The sequence below is a fragment of the Arthrobacter sp. 210 2 genome (genome assembly GCF_059093025.1).
This window is the reverse complement of record NZ_JBNHIE010000010.1, coordinates 65,892-80,963: the sequence shown is the minus strand read 5'-3', so window position 1 is coordinate 80,963 and position 15,072 is coordinate 65,892. Positions and strand designations below refer to the sequence as shown.

General features: G+C 65.1%; 13 protein-coding genes. 3 read left to right on the top strand and 10 right to left on the bottom strand.

Going from position 1 to position 15,072, the window contains the following annotated elements; all coding sequences use genetic code 11:
• Positions 1 to 104: 104 nt before the first annotated feature.
• Both AC5RWA_RS17315 and AC5RWA_RS17310 read right to left on the bottom strand, forming a co-directional pair.
• Positions 105 to 1,472: a hypothetical protein gene (locus tag AC5RWA_RS17315; protein WP_494058475.1), complete on the bottom strand. Its 1,368-nt coding sequence runs from the start codon at positions 1,470 to 1,472 to the stop codon at positions 105 to 107.
• Between the two features lie 101 nt (positions 1,473 to 1,573).
• Positions 1,574 to 2,764, bottom strand: coding sequence for a hypothetical protein (locus AC5RWA_RS17310; protein WP_494058474.1), 1,191 nt, complete (start codon positions 2,762 to 2,764; stop codon positions 1,574 to 1,576).
• Positions 2,765 to 3,117: 353 nt separating this feature from the next.
• Between AC5RWA_RS17310 and AC5RWA_RS17305 the strand changes: the two genes are divergently transcribed.
• Positions 3,118 to 3,594: a DUF3515 domain-containing protein gene (locus AC5RWA_RS17305; protein WP_494058473.1), complete on the top strand. Its 477-nt coding sequence runs from the start codon at positions 3,118 to 3,120 to the stop codon at positions 3,592 to 3,594.
• A 56-nt stretch (positions 3,595 to 3,650) separates the two neighbouring features.
• Here AC5RWA_RS17305 and AC5RWA_RS17300 read toward each other — a convergent pair whose 3' ends face one another.
• From AC5RWA_RS17300 to leuC, 6 genes are all read right to left on the bottom strand, one after another.
• Complete coding sequence (locus tag AC5RWA_RS17300; protein ID WP_079598940.1) at positions 3,651 to 4,790, bottom strand: D-alanine--D-alanine ligase family protein; 1,140 nt, start codon at positions 4,788 to 4,790, stop codon at positions 3,651 to 3,653.
• Positions 4,791 to 4,792: 2 nt separating this feature from the next.
• Positions 4,793 to 5,827, bottom strand: coding sequence for an NAD(P)H-dependent glycerol-3-phosphate dehydrogenase (locus AC5RWA_RS17295; protein ID WP_494058528.1), 1,035 nt, complete (start codon positions 5,825 to 5,827; stop codon positions 4,793 to 4,795).
• An 11-nt stretch (positions 5,828 to 5,838) separates the two neighbouring features.
• Complete coding sequence (locus AC5RWA_RS17290) at positions 5,839 to 6,618, bottom strand: lysophospholipid acyltransferase family protein (RefSeq protein WP_079598939.1); 780 nt, start codon at positions 6,616 to 6,618, stop codon at positions 5,839 to 5,841.
• Between the two features lie 11 nt (positions 6,619 to 6,629).
• Positions 6,630 to 7,955, bottom strand: a complete 1,326-nt coding sequence (gene murA, locus AC5RWA_RS17285) for a UDP-N-acetylglucosamine 1-carboxyvinyltransferase (RefSeq protein ID WP_115525569.1) — start codon at positions 7,953 to 7,955, stop codon at positions 6,630 to 6,632.
• Between the two features lie 137 nt (positions 7,956 to 8,092).
• A complete protein-coding gene (gene leuD, locus AC5RWA_RS17280) occupies positions 8,093 to 8,704 on the bottom strand; it encodes a 3-isopropylmalate dehydratase small subunit (RefSeq protein WP_494058472.1) in 612 nt (203 codons plus the stop codon).
• An 8-nt stretch (positions 8,705 to 8,712) separates the two neighbouring features.
• Positions 8,713 to 10,167 carry a 3-isopropylmalate dehydratase large subunit gene (leuC, locus tag AC5RWA_RS17275; RefSeq protein WP_079598976.1) on the bottom strand — a complete coding sequence of 485 codons (1,455 nt, stop codon included), beginning with the start codon at positions 10,165 to 10,167 and terminating at the stop codon, positions 8,713 to 8,715.
• A 112-nt stretch (positions 10,168 to 10,279) separates the two neighbouring features.
• Between leuC and AC5RWA_RS17270 the strand changes: the two genes are divergently transcribed.
• Together AC5RWA_RS17270 and AC5RWA_RS17265 are read left to right on the top strand one after the other, a co-directional pair.
• Positions 10,280 to 10,999 carry an IclR family transcriptional regulator gene (locus tag AC5RWA_RS17270; protein ID WP_058266868.1) on the top strand — a complete coding sequence of 240 codons (720 nt, stop codon included), beginning with the start codon at positions 10,280 to 10,282 and terminating at the stop codon, positions 10,997 to 10,999.
• 37 nt (positions 11,000 to 11,036) lie between these two features.
• Positions 11,037 to 11,642 (top strand): DUF1697 domain-containing protein, encoded by a 606-nt coding sequence (locus tag AC5RWA_RS17265; protein WP_494058471.1) that lies wholly within the window; start codon positions 11,037 to 11,039, stop codon positions 11,640 to 11,642.
• On the opposite strand, the gene AC5RWA_RS17260 is transcribed toward AC5RWA_RS17265, so the two are convergent.
• Positions 11,608 to 13,224, bottom strand: a complete 1,617-nt coding sequence (locus tag AC5RWA_RS17260; RefSeq protein ID WP_494058470.1) for a GTPase — start codon at positions 13,222 to 13,224, stop codon at positions 11,608 to 11,610. The genes AC5RWA_RS17265 and AC5RWA_RS17260 overlap by 35 nt on opposite strands.
• Positions 13,221 to 14,990, bottom strand: coding sequence for a dynamin family protein (locus tag AC5RWA_RS17255; RefSeq protein WP_494058527.1), 1,770 nt, complete (start codon positions 14,988 to 14,990; stop codon positions 13,221 to 13,223). Before AC5RWA_RS17255 ends, AC5RWA_RS17260 begins: the two co-directional genes overlap by 4 nt.
• Positions 14,991 to 15,072: the final 82 nt, after the last annotated feature.

Here is a 15,072-nt window from a genome sequence, read left to right as displayed (position 1 = left end):
GGATGTCCCGTCAGTGCGGGTCTGTTCACTGCTGCTTATCGGCTTTTCTGGCACGGCACTACGCTACAGCGCGGCACCGACATTGAGGCCCCGAGTCGGCTTAGCTACTTGCCCGGTAGGAGCCTGCAAGGAACAGCTACCTGCCAGTATGCCGGCGTAACGGGGATAACCGCCTCAGTCAGCGACGGGTCCGCGGCACACTGGACGGTAGCGGTCTCGACACCTGTCATCCACTCGGGGCCGGTTTGCCGGACAGGCGTAGCCTGCAGGTAGCTGTTGGAGAGAAAGACCGCCAGCAGGACAGGCGCGAGGTACTTGGTCTTGTTAGTGCCGATCACCCCTTTGTCTTCCGCCACTGCGCAGGCTATGGGAACCAGTGCGAGCAAGAACATGGAGGGTGCGGCCGCGTAGCGGAAAAACGTGAATTTTGACTGCCACTCTTCTTTGGAAAAGTTGGCGAAATCGAGTTCCGGTGAAGGATTGAGTACCGTTGCGGCAGCCCAGCAGGATGCAGCGGCGGCGAGGGCATACAAGGCAGTCACCTTCCACTGTGCCCGACCGTACGCCACGATGTACGCGAGCAATCCGCAAATGACGATGACGGGAATGGCCACAGCAAACCCGCCGAATGTCACAACATTGAGTGCCATCGTGTCCGCATCCGTCTCCCAGATGGATCCGACCGGTTGCAGGAGGAACCCGTAGATGACTGACAAAGGGTCCATCGAATCGAGACGGGGAGCTTCGGAGTAACGCGGATTTGCGACCGTGGCGAGAAACTGCAGGCCGATGCCAAGAATGAGCGCGGCCGGCGCGGCATAATTCTTCCTTTTGACGATCTCCCAGATCGCCAATGGCAGGAAGATTCCTACGATAATTTCAGTCGTGGCTGCTGCCAGCGTGGCAACAATAAGGACGGCACGCACGGGCCAGGTGCGGGGCTCAAAAATCAGCAGCCATGGGCAAAGCCAGAGCAGATACCAATGGAGGTTTGCCGCGTTTCCCAAAACTTCAAGCGGCCCAACAGGTATGAGGACCGGGATGAGCGCCACCATCAGGCGATAGCTTTTGTGCTGGAAAAGCTGCCCGGACAAAAAGTACGTGCCTGTTGCTATGGCTGCAACCGTCATGCAACTGAGGAAAGTAACAAGCATCGCATACGCCTCGATGGGGCCGGCTGTGTAGGCAATGGCAGATACAACCCGCGGAATCGTGTGAAGGTAACCCGCGTACGGCTCAACGATGCTTTGCCAGGACCCGACGGATATTGTCTCGGCCAGGAAAACAGCGGCATCCTCGGCCCAAAGAGTGCCGCGGGATACTTCAGGAAGGCGGAACCACGTCACAAAGGTTAGCCCTATCACCGCCGCCGCCACGCTCACGGCCCTCAGACTGCGTACACGGTAGGACCGTTTGGCCTTTTTCTCTGGATTTAGCCGGTGGCCTGGCGCAGCAACAGCAGTGTTATTCATGATGGAACCAGCTTATAAGGAGAAGAAACCGACACGGGCCACGCGCTAGTCAGGCGAAGTGGAACACAGGAGCCAGCCCATGGGCTTGGCCGTTACACCTTTCACTTACTTCGCAATTCCGGGCAAGCGATTTCGACCTGCGCGAACTTCCAGGTAGCAGGTGCGACTACCACCACTGCAGAGGCCAAAGCTCTGTCGTTGCTGCAGGCCGTGCGGGCTGCGTCTACTCCCGGTGCCCACGCAGGGCCCGTTTGACGGGTTGTGGCAGTGGGAAAGTAGCTGATGAGAAGAAATATGACGAAAATCCCCGCAAAGAAGGGGACGTTGCCGCGACTGATGTGCCCATTCTGCACGGCAGTGGCGATGGCCAGTGGAACCAGCAGGAGAAGGAACATCCCAGGGGCAGCCGCATAGCGTATGTACGTAAAGCTGTTGGCCCAATCTGATTCCGCATAAGCGGCGTAGTTGAACATGGTATTTCCGCTCAAAACTACTGATGCCGCCCAACACAATCCGGAAGCTGCAATGGCAACCACCGCCCCGAATTTCAGAACTGTGGTGCCTTTTGCCAGTACAAACGCCAGCAGCCCGATAAACAGCAAAGTCGGGATAACAAGGACCCACGAACCGAAGTTCACAATTCCAGATGCCAAGGTCCTGCTGTCCGGATGCCAGATCGATCCGATGGGCAGCAGCACGTATCCCATAAGGACTGACAATTTGTCGACTGCGTCGGTGGGAGGTGCAGCCCCATTGAACCTCGGGTTGACGAGGGTTGTCAGGACTTGGAGAATCAGGCCGAGCAGCAGTCCCGCGGGTGCTGCGTAGCTCCGTCGCTTCCAAGCAACCCAAACAGCGAGGGGCAAGAACATGCCGCTGATAATTTCGCTAGCTGCAGTCAGGAAGGAAAGCACGAAAAGCACGGCACCGGCCGCCGGGTTGGCTGGCTTCTTCAGCAGGAGCCAGGGCGCCAGCCACAGCAGGTACCAGTGCAGATTGGCTGCATTTCCCAGGACTTCGTTCGGACCAATCGGCAACAGGATCGGAATTACGGCGATCATGAGGCGGACTGATACTGATTCGGTCAGTACGCGGGCCAAGTGGAAAACACCAATTGATATCCCTGCCACCACAGCACAACTCAGCAGCGACATGGCAATGGCGTAGCCCTCCAACGGAACAAGGGCGTGGGAGATGCTGGCCAGGAGCCTGGGCAGGACGTGCAAGTAGCCGTCATAAGGCAGAAAAATGCTTTGGAGGTGTCCAGCGCGCAAAACGTCCCGGAGGAACACTCCGCCGTCCTCGGCCCACACGGTCTCCCGGGTCAAAGTCGGTAGCCGGCCCCACGCGATCATTGTCAGGACACAAGCGGCGCCCAGCAGACTGGCTGCCTTCAGTATGCGGCTCCTCACCGGTGGGGAGGCCTCCACAGCCGGAGGGGCGGAGTCAATTATTCTTGTCATTGTTTCTTCAGCTTATCGCCCTGTCGGCCGGCAGGTTGTCCAGTCGAGCGCGGGGCAGCGTTCGCCTTAGGTTCGTGCAGAGCAGGCTGCAGCCAGCAACCCGCGAAGATTGGCGTGCGGCTCTCTGGCTGGAGATGATGGTTGTCATGCCCATCTTCCTGTCCAAGCCACATCCCGGCAGCATGACGAAAATGCGAACGGCCCTCGCAGCGGCGTTCATCGTCTCTTCGTTGGCAGGGTGTTCTCCCGCGGTGGATGTCACCGCCGCCAAAGATGCAGCGGATCCCGCCTGCGCACCCATGATGGTGGCATTGCCGGACGCGATCGGGGATGCCCGCCTGCGGAAGACGAACAGCCAGGCCACCGCGGCCTGGGGGGACCCGTCCCTGGTCATCCTTCGCTGCGGCGTCAACGTTCCCGGCCCCACCACCGACCGCTGCGTGACGGTCAATGGCATCGACTGGGTCATCAAGGAAGGCGACCCGGTGTGGACCCTGACCACCTACGGCCGTGAACCTGCTACCGAGATCCTGATGGACCCGGACAAGATCAGCTCCGCCACGGTGCTGGCAGACCTCGCAACGGCGGCCGGGAAGGTGCCAGCCACCCGGAACTGCGTGGGCCAGGAAGAACTCCAGGACCTGCCGCAGAGCCAGTAGGCGCAGCCCGGCCGCCGGGGTCTTTACGCCGGCCTCAACCGTAGGGAGGCCCCTGTTTAGCGCAGTCCGGTCTTCCGGTTCAGGGCGAGGTGGATGAGTTCATCGATCAGGTCGGCGTAGCCCAGCCCGGACGCTGCCCACATCTGCGGATACATGCTCTTGGGCGTAAAGCCGGGCATGGTGTTGATCTCGTTGATGATGAGGTCGCCGTCGGGCGTATAGAAGAAGTCGACGCGGCTCAGGCCCTCGGCCCCGACGGCGTCAAACGCGGCCGCCGCCAGTTCGCGGACCCTGGCGATGGCTTCCTCCGGAATCTCCGCGGGGCAGCTCAGCGCTGCAGCATCGTCCTCCACGTACTTTGCGTTGAAGTCGTAGAACTCGTGGCTGCCACCGGACACTGAGATCTCGCCCGGCATCGATGTCCTGGGGGCGTCCGTGCCTCTGCCTTCCAGCACGGCGCACTCGATTTCACGGCCGGCGATTCCGGCTTCGATGACCAGCTTGAGGTCGTGCCGCCGTGCTTCCTCGATGGCGGCATCCAGTTGGTCGAGGGAGTCCACCTTCGAAATTCCCATGGACGATCCGGCCCGTGCCGGCTTGACGAAGACGGGGAACCCGAGCAGGTCCACCTGCTTGCGGACGGCTTCCGGATCCTTGCGCCACTGCCGGTCAGTCACCGCGATATAGGGACCGACCTGGAGCCCGGCCGCCTCAAAGACCACCTTCATGAAGTGCTTGTCCATGCCCACTGCGGAAGCCAGGACACCGGCACCCACGTAACGGGTGTCGGAAAGCTCCAGGAGCCCCTGGATGGTGCCGTCCTCCCCGAAGGGTCCGTGCAGCAGCGGGAAGACCACGTCCACGGCGCCCAGTTCCCGGGGGACTTCATTCGGCGAAGCCACGATCAGCTGGTGTTCGCCGCCGATCTCGGCCAGGGTCACCGTGTCCGAAGACGGCGCCACCTCCGGGAGGGATGACGCAGCCAGGGACCACTGCGCGGTGTCGGTGGAGGCGAGCACCCACTGTCCGGACTTGGCAATCCCGATGGGAATGACGTCGTACTTGTCTTTGTTGATGGCGCCGAGCACTCCGGCGGCCGTTACGCAGCTCACGGCGTGTTCACTGGAGCGGCCTCCGAAAAGTACGGCCACCCGGGGCTTTGCCGGCACTCCTGCAGTCAGGTTGTCAGGGGACATCGTCAGTAATCGCCTTCAGGTTTCAGTTCCCGGGACAGCAGGAGGGGCCCCAGTTGGTCAACAGACAGCTTGCCGGCCAGCACCGCCACGACGGCAGCCGTGATGGGCATATCGACGCCCAGCTTGCCTGCCAGCTCATGCACGGCCTGGCCGGACTTGATGCCTTCGGCAGTCTGGGTCATTTTCTGGCCCACTTCCTCCAGCGTAAGGCCTTCTCCCAGCAGCCGCCCTGCGGTGTGATTCCGCGACAGCGGTGATGAGCAGGTGGCCACGAGGTCGCCGAGGCCGGCGAGGCCAGCCATGGTTTTCGCGTTCCCGCCCAGCGCCAGTGCAAGCCGCGAGGTTTCGGCCAGTCCGCGCGTGATGACGGAAGCCTTGGTGTTGTCGCCCATCTGCTTGCCCTCGCAGATGCCAACGGCCAGTGCGATGACGTTCTTGACGATGCCACCGATTTCGACGCCCACCACGTCTGAGGTGGTGTACGGCCGGAAATACGGCGCCGTGCACGTCCTGGCGAGCCAGCCGGCGACCGCTGAATCGGCGCATGCCACCACCGATGCGGTGGGCTCCTCCCGCGCGATTTCCATCGCGAGGTTGGGGCCGGAGACGACGGCGATGCGTTCAGCCGGCAGGGCGAGTTCCTCGCTGATGACCTCGCTCATGCGGGCGTCAGTGCCGAGCTCCAGTCCCTTCATCAGGGACACGACGATGGCGCCGGGGGCGATCATGTCCTTCCATTCGCGCAGTTGGGGCCGCAATGACTGGGCCGGCACCGCGAGGACCACCAGATCCGCTCCCTGGAGCACATCCCGGACGTCGGAGGAGGCTGTGATACTTGCCGGAAGTTCGATGTCTTTCAGGTACTGAAGATTGCGGTGGATGCTGTTGATCTGCTCCACCACTTCATCGCGACGCCCCCAGATCCGGATGGCACGCGTGGTGTCCGCCGCGATGGCGGCGTCCCCGAGGATTTTCGCGAACGTGGTACCCCAGGACCCCGCGCCGAGCACGGCGACGGAACGGGCGGAGCCCGTCATGTTCCCGGAGGTCACTGAGCATCCGCCCCATTGCCGGGCTGCTGCTTCTGCTGCTCGCGCTCCACGAAACGTCCGTGCTTTGCCTGCTGCTGGCGGGTCGGATCCCAGCGCTCTGCCGGTGGCTCCTCGCCCCGGATCCCCGCCAGGAGTCCGGTGATGGCGTCCATGATCGCGTCCGTGGCGGCCGACAACGTGGCCTTGTCCAGCGGCCGCCCGGAGAATGCACTGAGGTCCACGGGATCACCCACCACAACCCTGGACTGCTTGCGCGGGAAAATATGGAACCGCTTGCCATAGCGGGGAAATACCTCGTGTGCGCCCCAGTGGGCGATGGGAACCACCGGGATCCCGCCTTCGAGGGCCAGCCTGGCTGCACCCGTATGCCCCTTCATGGGCCATAGGTCCGGATCGCGTGTCAGCGTGCCTTCAGGGTAGATGATGATCGCCCCACCTTCGGCGACAATCTCCTGGGCGACCTGCAGCGAGCGGTTCGCTCCCGCCGTCGAACGTTCCACCGGCACCTGCTTGGTGGCCCGCAGGAGCCAGCCGAGGCCCGGCACGTTGAAGAGCGCTGCTTTGGCCAGGAAGTGCGGCGCGCGCTTCTGGTTGTAGAGCATGTGCCCCACCACGAGGGGGTCTATCTCGGTGCAGTGATTGGGCGCGGCGATGAAGCCGCCGGCGGGAAGCTTCTCGATCCCCTCCCATTTCTTGCCCATCATGAGGGTCAACAGCGGGCGGACGACGCCGGCGATGAACACGAATGTGGCCCTGCTCTTGGCAGATTCCTTCACGGTCCGTCCCGTTACTTCGTGGTGGTGATGTCGAAGTCAGCACCCAGGCCGGCAAGCTTTTCGGTGAAACGCTCGTAGCCGCGGTTGATGATGTCGATGCCCGTTACCCGCGAAGTACCGGTGGCCGCCAGGGCGGCAATCAGGTGGCTGAAGCCGCCGCGGAGGTCAGGGACGTCGATGTCGGTTCCCTTGAGCTGGGTGGGCCCGGAGATGACTGCCGAATGCAGGAAGTTGCGCTGCCCGAACCTGCAGGGAACGCTGCCGAGGCACTCGCGGTGGACCTGGATGCTGGCACCCATTCGGATGAGGGCGTCTGTGAAGCCGAAGCGGTTTTCGTACACCGTTTCGTGGACGATGGAGACTCCCTCGGCCTGCGTAAGCGCCACGACGAGCGGCTGCTGCCAGTCCGTCATGAAACCGGGGTGCACGTCTGTTTCCAGGACCAGCGGGTTGAGCTTGCCGCCCCGGTGGTAGAAGCGGATGCCGTCCTCGCCGATGTCCATTCCGCCGCCCACCTTGCGGTAAGTGTTCAGGAAGGTCATCATGTCCCGCTGCGAGGCTCCTTCGACGAAGATGTCTCCACGCGTGACCAGCGCAGCGGACGCCCAGGACGCTGATTCGTTGCGGTCCGAAAGGGCCCGGTGGTTGTAGCCCCCAAGGTCGCGGACGCCTTCGATCCTGATGGTGCGGTCCGTCTGGACGCTGATGATGGCGCCCATCTTCTGCAGCACGGCAATGAGGTCGATGATCTCGGGCTCGGTGGCCGCACCGGACAGCTCGGTGATGCCCTCGGCACGGGTGGCGCTGAGCAGTACCTGCTCGGTGGCCCCCACGGACGGGTAGGGCAGCGAGATCTTGGCTCCGTGCAGACCCTTGGGTGCTGAAATGTGGATTCCGCCGGGACGCTTCTCCACGACGGCACCGAACTGGCGCAGGACGTCCAGGTGGTAGTCAATGGGGCGGTCGCCGATCTTGCAGCCGCCCAGGTCGGGGATGAACGCCTCGCCGATCGCGTGGATCAGCGGTCCGCAGAGCAGGATGGGGATCCGGGAGTCGCCGGCGTGCGCATCGATGGCCGTACTTGGTGCCGTCTTGGCAGCCTTGGGGTCAAGGGTGAGATCGCCGTTTACCGGGTCCTTCTCCACGGTGACGCCGTGCAGCTGCAGGAGGGAGGTGACTACCTCCACGTCCTTGATCTCCGGAACGTTCCGCAACACCGACGGTTCGTTGCCCAGCAACGCCGCCACCATCGCCTTGGGGACCAGATTCTTGGCCCCGCGGACGTTGACGCGGCCTGTAAGCGGGACTCCGCCGCGGATTGTCAGAACACTACTCATATACCGGTTTCCTCACGATTACTCGCCCCCAAATCCTTGCAAAGGCTCCAACCAAGCATAGGAGGTCGCGTTACCGAACCGAAATACGCGGGCCCACCGGCAGGGCGTGGCGGGCCCGCGTACTGCCGATTCCCGCGTCAGTGCGGCTGGGAAAGCCGCGCGGGCAGGGTCTTGGGCTTGAAGGCAGGGCGGGTGGCTTCGTAGGCCGTGATGTCCGCCTCATGCTGCAGGGTGAGCCCAATGTCGTCCAGGCCTTCCAGCAGGCGCCACCGGGTGTAGTCGTCGATCTCGAACGGTGCGACGATTGTGCCGCACACCACCGTTTTCGACTCCAGGTCCACCGTCACTTCGGTTCCGGGAGCGTTTTCCAGCTCTTTCCAGATCAGTTCGATGTCATCCTGCGCAACCTGCGCTGCCAGCAGTCCCTGCTTTCCGGAGTTGCCGCGGAAGATATCGGCAAAGCGTGATGAGAGGACGGCTTTGAAACCGTAGTCCTTCAGGGCCCACACAGCGTGTTCCCGGGAGGAACCGGTGCCGAAGTCCGGTCCCGCCACCAGGACGGAGCCGGTGGTGTAGGGCACCTGGTTCAGGATGAAGGAGGGGTCCTTGCGCCAGGCGGAGAACAGAGCATCCTCGAAACCGGTGCGGGTAATGCGCTTGAGGTAGACCGCGGGGATGATCTGGTCCGTGTCAACGTTGCTCTGGCGCAGCGGGACGCCGATGCCGGTGTGCTTGGTGAACTTTTCCATGATGTGTCCTAGGCTGCGTCGGTGCGGATGGCTGCGGGTTCGGGAGCGGGTTCGAGGTCCGACGGCGAGCTGAGCGTGCCGCGGACTGCTGTGGCTGCGGCCACCACCGGGGAAACCAGGTGGGTGCGGCCGCCCTTGCCCTGGCGACCTTCGAAGTTGCGGTTGGAGGTGGAGGCACAGCGCTCCCCCACGTCCAGCTGGTCCGGGTTCATGCCCAGGCACATGGAGCAGCCGGCAAAACGCCATTCGGCGCCGAAATCCTTGAAGACCTTGTCCAGGCCCTCGGCTTCGGCTTCGAGCCGCACGCGTGCCGAACCGGGCACCACCAGCATGCGGATGTTCGGGTCCTTTTGGCGGCCGCGGACGATGTCCGCCGCAGCACGGAGGTCCTCCATCCGGGAGTTGGTGCAGGAACCCAGGAAGACCGTGTCAACGCGGATGTCCTTCATGGGGGTGCCGGCCTCCAGTCCCATGTACTGCAGGGCGCGCTCCGCGGCGGCCTTGGCGTTCTCGTCGCCGAAGTCTTCCGGGGACGGGACGGACTGGGACAGGGAGACGCCCTGGCCGGGGTTGGTGCCCCAGGTGACGAACGGCTCCAGGGTGTCGGCGTCCAGGTCCACTTCGACGTCGAAGGTTGCGTCGTCGTCGGTGCGCAGGGTGTTCCAGTATTCGACGGCGGCGTCCCACTCCGCGCCCTGCGGCGCGTGCGGGCGCCCGTACATGTAGTCGTACGTCGTCTGGTCCGGCGCGACGAGGCCGGCACGGGCGCCGGCTTCGATCGACATGTTGCAGATGGTCATCCGGGCATCCATGGACAAAGCACGGATCGCCGAGCCGCGGTATTCGAGCACGTAGCCCTGGCCCCCGCCGGTGCCGATCTTTGCGATGACGGCCAGGATGATGTCCTTAGCGGTGACGCCGGGACGCAGGGTCCCTTCCACGTTGATGGCCATGGTCTTGAACGGCTTCAGGGAGAGCGTCTGGGTGGCCATGACGTGCTCCACCTCGGAGGTGCCGATGCCCATGGCCAGCGCGCCAAAAGCGCCATGCGTGGAGGTGTGGGAGTCACCACAGACCACGGTCATGCCCGGCTGCGTGAGCCCCAGCTGGGGGCCCACCACGTGCACAATGCCCTGTTCGGCGTCGCCCAGGCTGTGCAGCCGGACGCCGAACTCGGCGCAGTTGTTGCGCAGGGTCTGGATCTGGGTGCGGCTGGTCAGGTCGGCGATGGGCTTGTCGATGTCCAGGGTCGGAGTGTTGTGGTCCTCCGTGGCGATGGTCAGGTCCGGGCGGCGGAGCTTGCGCCCGGCCAGGCGCAGGCCTTCGAATGCCTGCGGGGACGTAACCTCATGCACCAGGTGAAGGTCGATGAAGAGAAGGTCGGGCTGCGCGTTGGCTCCTTCGCCGTCGCCTTTGCGCACCACGTGTGCGTCCCAGACTTTCTCGGCCAATGTCTTTGCCATGGCCATCTCCCTTCACTGCTGTTGGCTGAATGGTTCAACTGAATCAGCATGGCTCCATACTGCGCCAGCCGAAAGATTTGCATCTCAGATAATGAGACGGCAATATCATTACATGGACAATTCTAGTGGAGTCGGTGTCATTGATAAAGCGGCCCAGGTGCTTGATGCACTGGAGGCCGGCCCCACCACGCTGGCACAGCTGGTGGCGGCAACCGGCCTGGCCCGGCCCACCGTCCATCGCCTGGCCCTGGCCCTCGTCCACCACCGGCTGGTCAGCCGCGATATCCAGGGGCGGTTCGTCCTCGGCAGCAGGCTGGTGGAGCTGGCATCGGCCGCCGGCGAGGACCGCCTGATTGCCTCTGCAGGACCCGTACTCATGCAGTTGCGCGATGCCACGGGCGAGAGCGCGCAGATCTTCCGCCGCCAGGGTGATTGGCGCGTCTGCGTCGCGTCTGCCGAGCGCCCCATCGGCTTGCGGGACACCATTCCGGTCGGCACGCAGCTGTCCATGAAGGCAGGCTCCGCGGCGCAGGTCCTGCTCGCATGGGAAGACCACGACCGCCTGCTCGAGGGCCTGCAGGCCGCACGCTTTACGCCCACCGTCCTGGCAGGCGTACGACGGCGGGGCTGGGGCCAGAGCCTCGGCGAACGCGAGCCGGGGGTCGCCTCCGTCTCGGCACCGGTGCGGGGCCCGTCCGGCCGGGTGATCGCCGCGGTGTCGATTTCGGGCCCGATCGAGCGGCTCACCCGCCAGCCGGGCCGCCTCCACGCCGAGGTTGTGTGCAACGCCGGGCGGATCCTCACCGAAGCCCTGCGCAAGAACAACGACTGACGGCATCCTCCTGGAGCCCGGGCGCTAGGCTGTGGCCATGGGCAGCTACGCAGTGTTTCTCCGCGGCATCAATGTGGGCGGCATCAACATCAAAATGGCCGACCTCAGGGAAGCCCTGAAGGCCTGCGGTTTTCCGGATGCCCTGACCCTTTTGGCCAGCGGAAACGTGGTGCTGACCAGCGGCCTCGGTGCCGCCGCCGTCAAGCGGGAATGTGAAAAGTGCCTGCGCGCCGCTTTCGGCTACGAAGCCTGGGTGGTGGTCCTTGACGCGGGCAGGGTAGCCGAACTGGTGGAAGCATGCCCTTACCCCGACGATGACAGGTCCACGCACACCTACATCACCCTGTCCTCGGACACAGCGGTGCTGGACGAACTGGAGACAGCAGGGGCGGCCCTCGACGGCGCTGAGCAAAAGCGGCTGGGACCCGAGGCCCTGGCCTGGCTGGCACCGGCAGGCGGAACGCTGGACAGCCCGTTCAGCAAGATCACTGCCAAGGCCAGGTTCAAGGCAGCCACCACCACCCGCAACCTGCGGACCCTGGTCAAGGTCCGGGACGCCGCTGCCGCCCTTAATACAGCGCAGGAGCCCGTACAGCAGAAGCAGGGCGCTACCCGGACCAGGCCTTCTTCAGCGCGGCGTTGAAGGCGCCGAGCCTGCTCACCTTCACGTCCACCGGTTCCACCACGAACTCCTGCGCCACGGAAGCGACGGCAGCGTTGAGCCGTTTCCGTGCTTTGCCTGCCCGGGCGCGGCCTGCATCGGCGGCGATGAAGCGCCCGGTGATGGCCAGGAAGATCCCCAGCACCACTCCCAAAGCGATCATCAGGGTCGGGACCGGCCACCCTTCCACCCGGGGCACCTCCGGTACGGGCATCTGGAAATAGCCCAGCGCCGCCAGGACGCCAAGCCAGCCGAGCCCGCCCACGACAGTCAGCAGCGCCAGCCATTGCACCACGTTGAACACGCCCCACCACCAGGATGTGCGGTTGGCACCCAGGTCCGTTCCGGCAATGGCCTGGTCCAGGGCATCAGGAAGTCGTTCCCTGCCCTCACGGGCCGCGCCGCGGATGGCGGCGCGCCAGGGGCCGGGAGCGCCGGCACTGGCTGCATCGGCAAATTCCCGGACGGCCGCATCAGTGCGGGCCCGCTCCGGTGCGCCGGCCGGCGGCAGTGATGTCCGGTTCAGTTCTGCCGGTGCGCTGCTGCGAAGGTTGAGCCGGCGCAGCGGGTCCGGCCGGAACCGGGATAACCAACGGGTGACGGGCCAACCGGTCCGGCGCACGGATTCCAGCCGGTAGGACTGGCCTACCGCCCTCACCACCACCGGCACGTTCGCCGCCACTGCCAGTTCATCAGCAAGCCGTTTTTTTGATGCGGGGCGGACGCCGGCCGCTTCCCCCTCCCCCGACACGGCCCGCAGCTCCTGTGCTGCCTTGGCTATGTCGGCAGCCAGCCGCTGTGACTGTGCCTTGCGCTGCATGGCTACGCTGCGGATGGCAGCGCGGAGGGCGGCAACGCCGGCACCCGTCGTGGCCGAGGACGCGAGGACCCGGACCTCCGCGAGGCCGTCGCGGGCCAGGATGCCGCGCAGGGAGTCGAGCACGGGCTGCACGTCCCGCTCGGGCAGCCGGTCCACCTGGTTCAGAACTACGAGCGTGACGGCGCCGTGGGAGGCAAGCGGGGCAAGGAAGCCGTGATGGACGGCTGCGTCGGCGTACTTTTGTGGATCCAGGACCCAGACAAGGACGTCCACCAGGCCCACCATCCGCTGCACTGTCTCGCGGTTCGCTTGCCGGGTGGAGTCGAAGTCCGGAAGGTCCAGCAGGATCAGCCCGGTTTCCTCATCGGCGAAGCCGTCAACCGCTGCAGCGTGATGCCTGTTGCGAACCTCAAGCCAGTCCAGCAGCGGCTCGCTGCCCTCCGCTCCCCACACCCCCGCCAGAGGCTCGGATGTCGTCGGGCGGCGGGCGGCCGCCGTCGCGATTTCCGCGCCGCTGACCGCGTTGAACAGGGACGATTTGCCGCTGCCGGTCGCCCCGAAGAAGCCCACCACAGTGTGGTCCCCGGACAGTGAACGGCGGGAACTGGCCCGTTCCAGGACACGGAGCACTTCCTGCAGGGTTTCATCGGGAAGGACGCCTTCGCCCAGCTCCCGGGCGTCGTTGAGCGCCTGAAGCCGGCCGTCCAGCCGTGTTGACTCCCGTGCGTCGCTGTGCCGGCTCACGCGGTGCCCGCCAGCCGGGCCAGGGCGTCGGACTGGGCCGGCAGGGCATCTTCGGCAACTCCGCCGGCAGCAGGCAGCCGGAGCAGGAACTTCTGCTGCTCCCCGTCCAGCAGGCGCTGGCAGCGGGCTGCGAGGTCCTCCCGGGCTTTTTCGGCCATGCGCCGGACCGCATCCTCGCCGAAGACCGCTTCCAGCAGCCGCTGGCCCACGACGGCGGTCCCGCCTGCCACACCAATCTCCAGGCCGGTCAGTCCCGCGGTCATCGAAAACACCACAATCATTAGAGCCGCTCCCAGTCCGTTGATCCCGAAGGACAACCAGCGGGCCTGGGTGCGCTTGCCCTGGCCCTCCGTGCGGATGAGTTCCATCAGTGCCTCCTGCCAGGCACGGATCTCCTCGGCAGTGCGGTCCGCGAAGCCCGGCGAGGTGCCGGAAAGATCGTCAGTGCCCAGCAGTTGCCGTCCCGCCGGATGGGAGCGCCAGCGCTGGTCAGTTTCCTCGGCAGCATTGGCTGCTTCATCAACAATCACTGCCTGCAGACCGGTCTCGATGGCGGCCTCGACCTGCACGGCGGGCGCCGGTTCGCCCCGGAAGAAGGCTCCCAGCCGGTCCCGGAACCGTCCAACGTTCTGTTCCAGGGTCCGGAAGAATTCGCCGGTGCCGACGAAGTCCTGCCAGCGTGCCAGGACTTCGCCGCGCAGGAGTGCCCCGTCCCGGGTGGCGTCCAGAATGCGCTCCGCTGCATGCCGGTAGGCTGCCACGGCGTCGGCTTCCAGGCTCCCGGCAGCGCGCTCCTGTTCGCGGGCCGCCTGGGCGATTGCGGCAACCCGGCCGGAGAGGGCACGGACCGACCCGTTCAGGGTCCGGCGGGCAACCTCGGACCGGCCCGCGGCATCGGCCGCCAGCTCGTCCAGCCAGGTCTTCAGCTGACGGACTGCTCCTTCCGGCAGCATGCCCCTGGAGTCCAATGGGGTCTCGGGGATGACGAACATCGGTGCGCTCCCCAGCCCTTCCTTGTCCAAAAGTGCACGGAGGTCCTCGCTGACCTCCGCCTCCGCACCCGGCGGGACCCGGTCCAGTACCACCGCCACCATGATGTCCCGGGTGGCGGCATCCAGGAGCAGCTTCCAGGGGACGGCGTCGGCATAGCGGTTGGCGGTTGTGACGAAGATCCAGAGGTCTGCGGCCGCCAGGAGTTGCCCTGCCAGCTTCCTGTTGTCGTCAGAAATGGAATCGACGTCGGGGGCGTCGAGGAGGGCGATCCCGGCAGGTACCGACGGGTCGGCAAGCAGTACCAGCGACGACATCGGGGCTGCGTCGGACGTGATCACGTCCATAGCGGAAGGAACGTGGGCCACGGCGAGGGCGCCGCGGATCCGGTTGAGGCCGGGCAGGACGCGCTGCCCCTCGAACCAGGGCGCCTCGGCCGGGTTGTGCAGCAGGATGGGCTGCCGGGTTGTGGGGCGGATCGCTCCCGCGCGGGTTACCGGGTGGCCGACGAGCGCGTTGACGAGGGTCGATTTGCCCGCGCCGGTGGAACCTCCTACGACGGCGAGGAGTGGAGCATCCAGGCTGCGGTAGCGCGGAAGGATGTAGTCATCGAGCTGGGTCACCGCATTCGCAGCCTCGAGGCGGGCCTGCTCCGCTCCCGGAAGTGCCAGCGGCAGGGCGACGTCCACAAGCCCGTTGCGCACATCCTCCAGCAGCGCCAGCGCTTCGGCGGTCCGCGGCTCCGGCTGCGTGTGATCGTGGGGCTCGTTGGACATGGTCACAGCAACATCATGCCAGCTCAAAGCTCCGCGCGCCGGGAAATGAAAAATGGCCCCGGGCTGTTGCCCGGGACCATTT

Excerpts from the sequence above, each read along its gene's own strand:
- AC5RWA_RS17315 (WP_494058475.1), bottom strand. The coding sequence starts at position 1,472 with ATGAATAACACTGCTGTTGCTGCGCCAGGCCACCGGCTAAATCCAGAG.
- AC5RWA_RS17305 (WP_494058473.1), top strand. The coding sequence starts at position 3,118 with ATGACGAAAATGCGAACGGCCCTCGCAGCGGCGTTCATCGTCTCTTCG.
- AC5RWA_RS17300 (WP_079598940.1), bottom strand. The coding sequence starts at position 4,790 with ATGTCCCCTGACAACCTGACTGCAGGAGTGCCGGCAAAGCCCCGGGTG.
- AC5RWA_RS17295 (WP_494058528.1), bottom strand. The coding sequence starts at position 5,827 with ATGACGGGCTCCGCCCGTTCCGTCGCCGTGCTCGGCGCGGGGTCCTGG.
- murA (WP_115525569.1), bottom strand. The coding sequence starts at position 7,955 with ATGAGTAGTGTTCTGACAATCCGCGGCGGAGTCCCGCTTACAGGCCGC.
- leuD (WP_494058472.1), bottom strand. The coding sequence starts at position 8,704 with ATGGAAAAGTTCACCAAGCACACCGGCATCGGCGTCCCGCTGCGCCAG.
- leuC (WP_079598976.1), bottom strand. The coding sequence starts at position 10,167 with ATGGCAAAGACATTGGCCGAGAAAGTCTGGGACGCACACGTGGTGCGC.
- AC5RWA_RS17270 (WP_058266868.1), top strand. The coding sequence starts at position 10,280 with ATGGACAATTCTAGTGGAGTCGGTGTCATTGATAAAGCGGCCCAGGTG.
- AC5RWA_RS17265 (WP_494058471.1), top strand. The coding sequence starts at position 11,037 with ATGGGCAGCTACGCAGTGTTTCTCCGCGGCATCAATGTGGGCGGCATC.
- AC5RWA_RS17255 (WP_494058527.1), bottom strand. The coding sequence starts at position 14,990 with ATGTCCAACGAGCCCCACGATCACACGCAGCCGGAGCCGCGGACCGCC.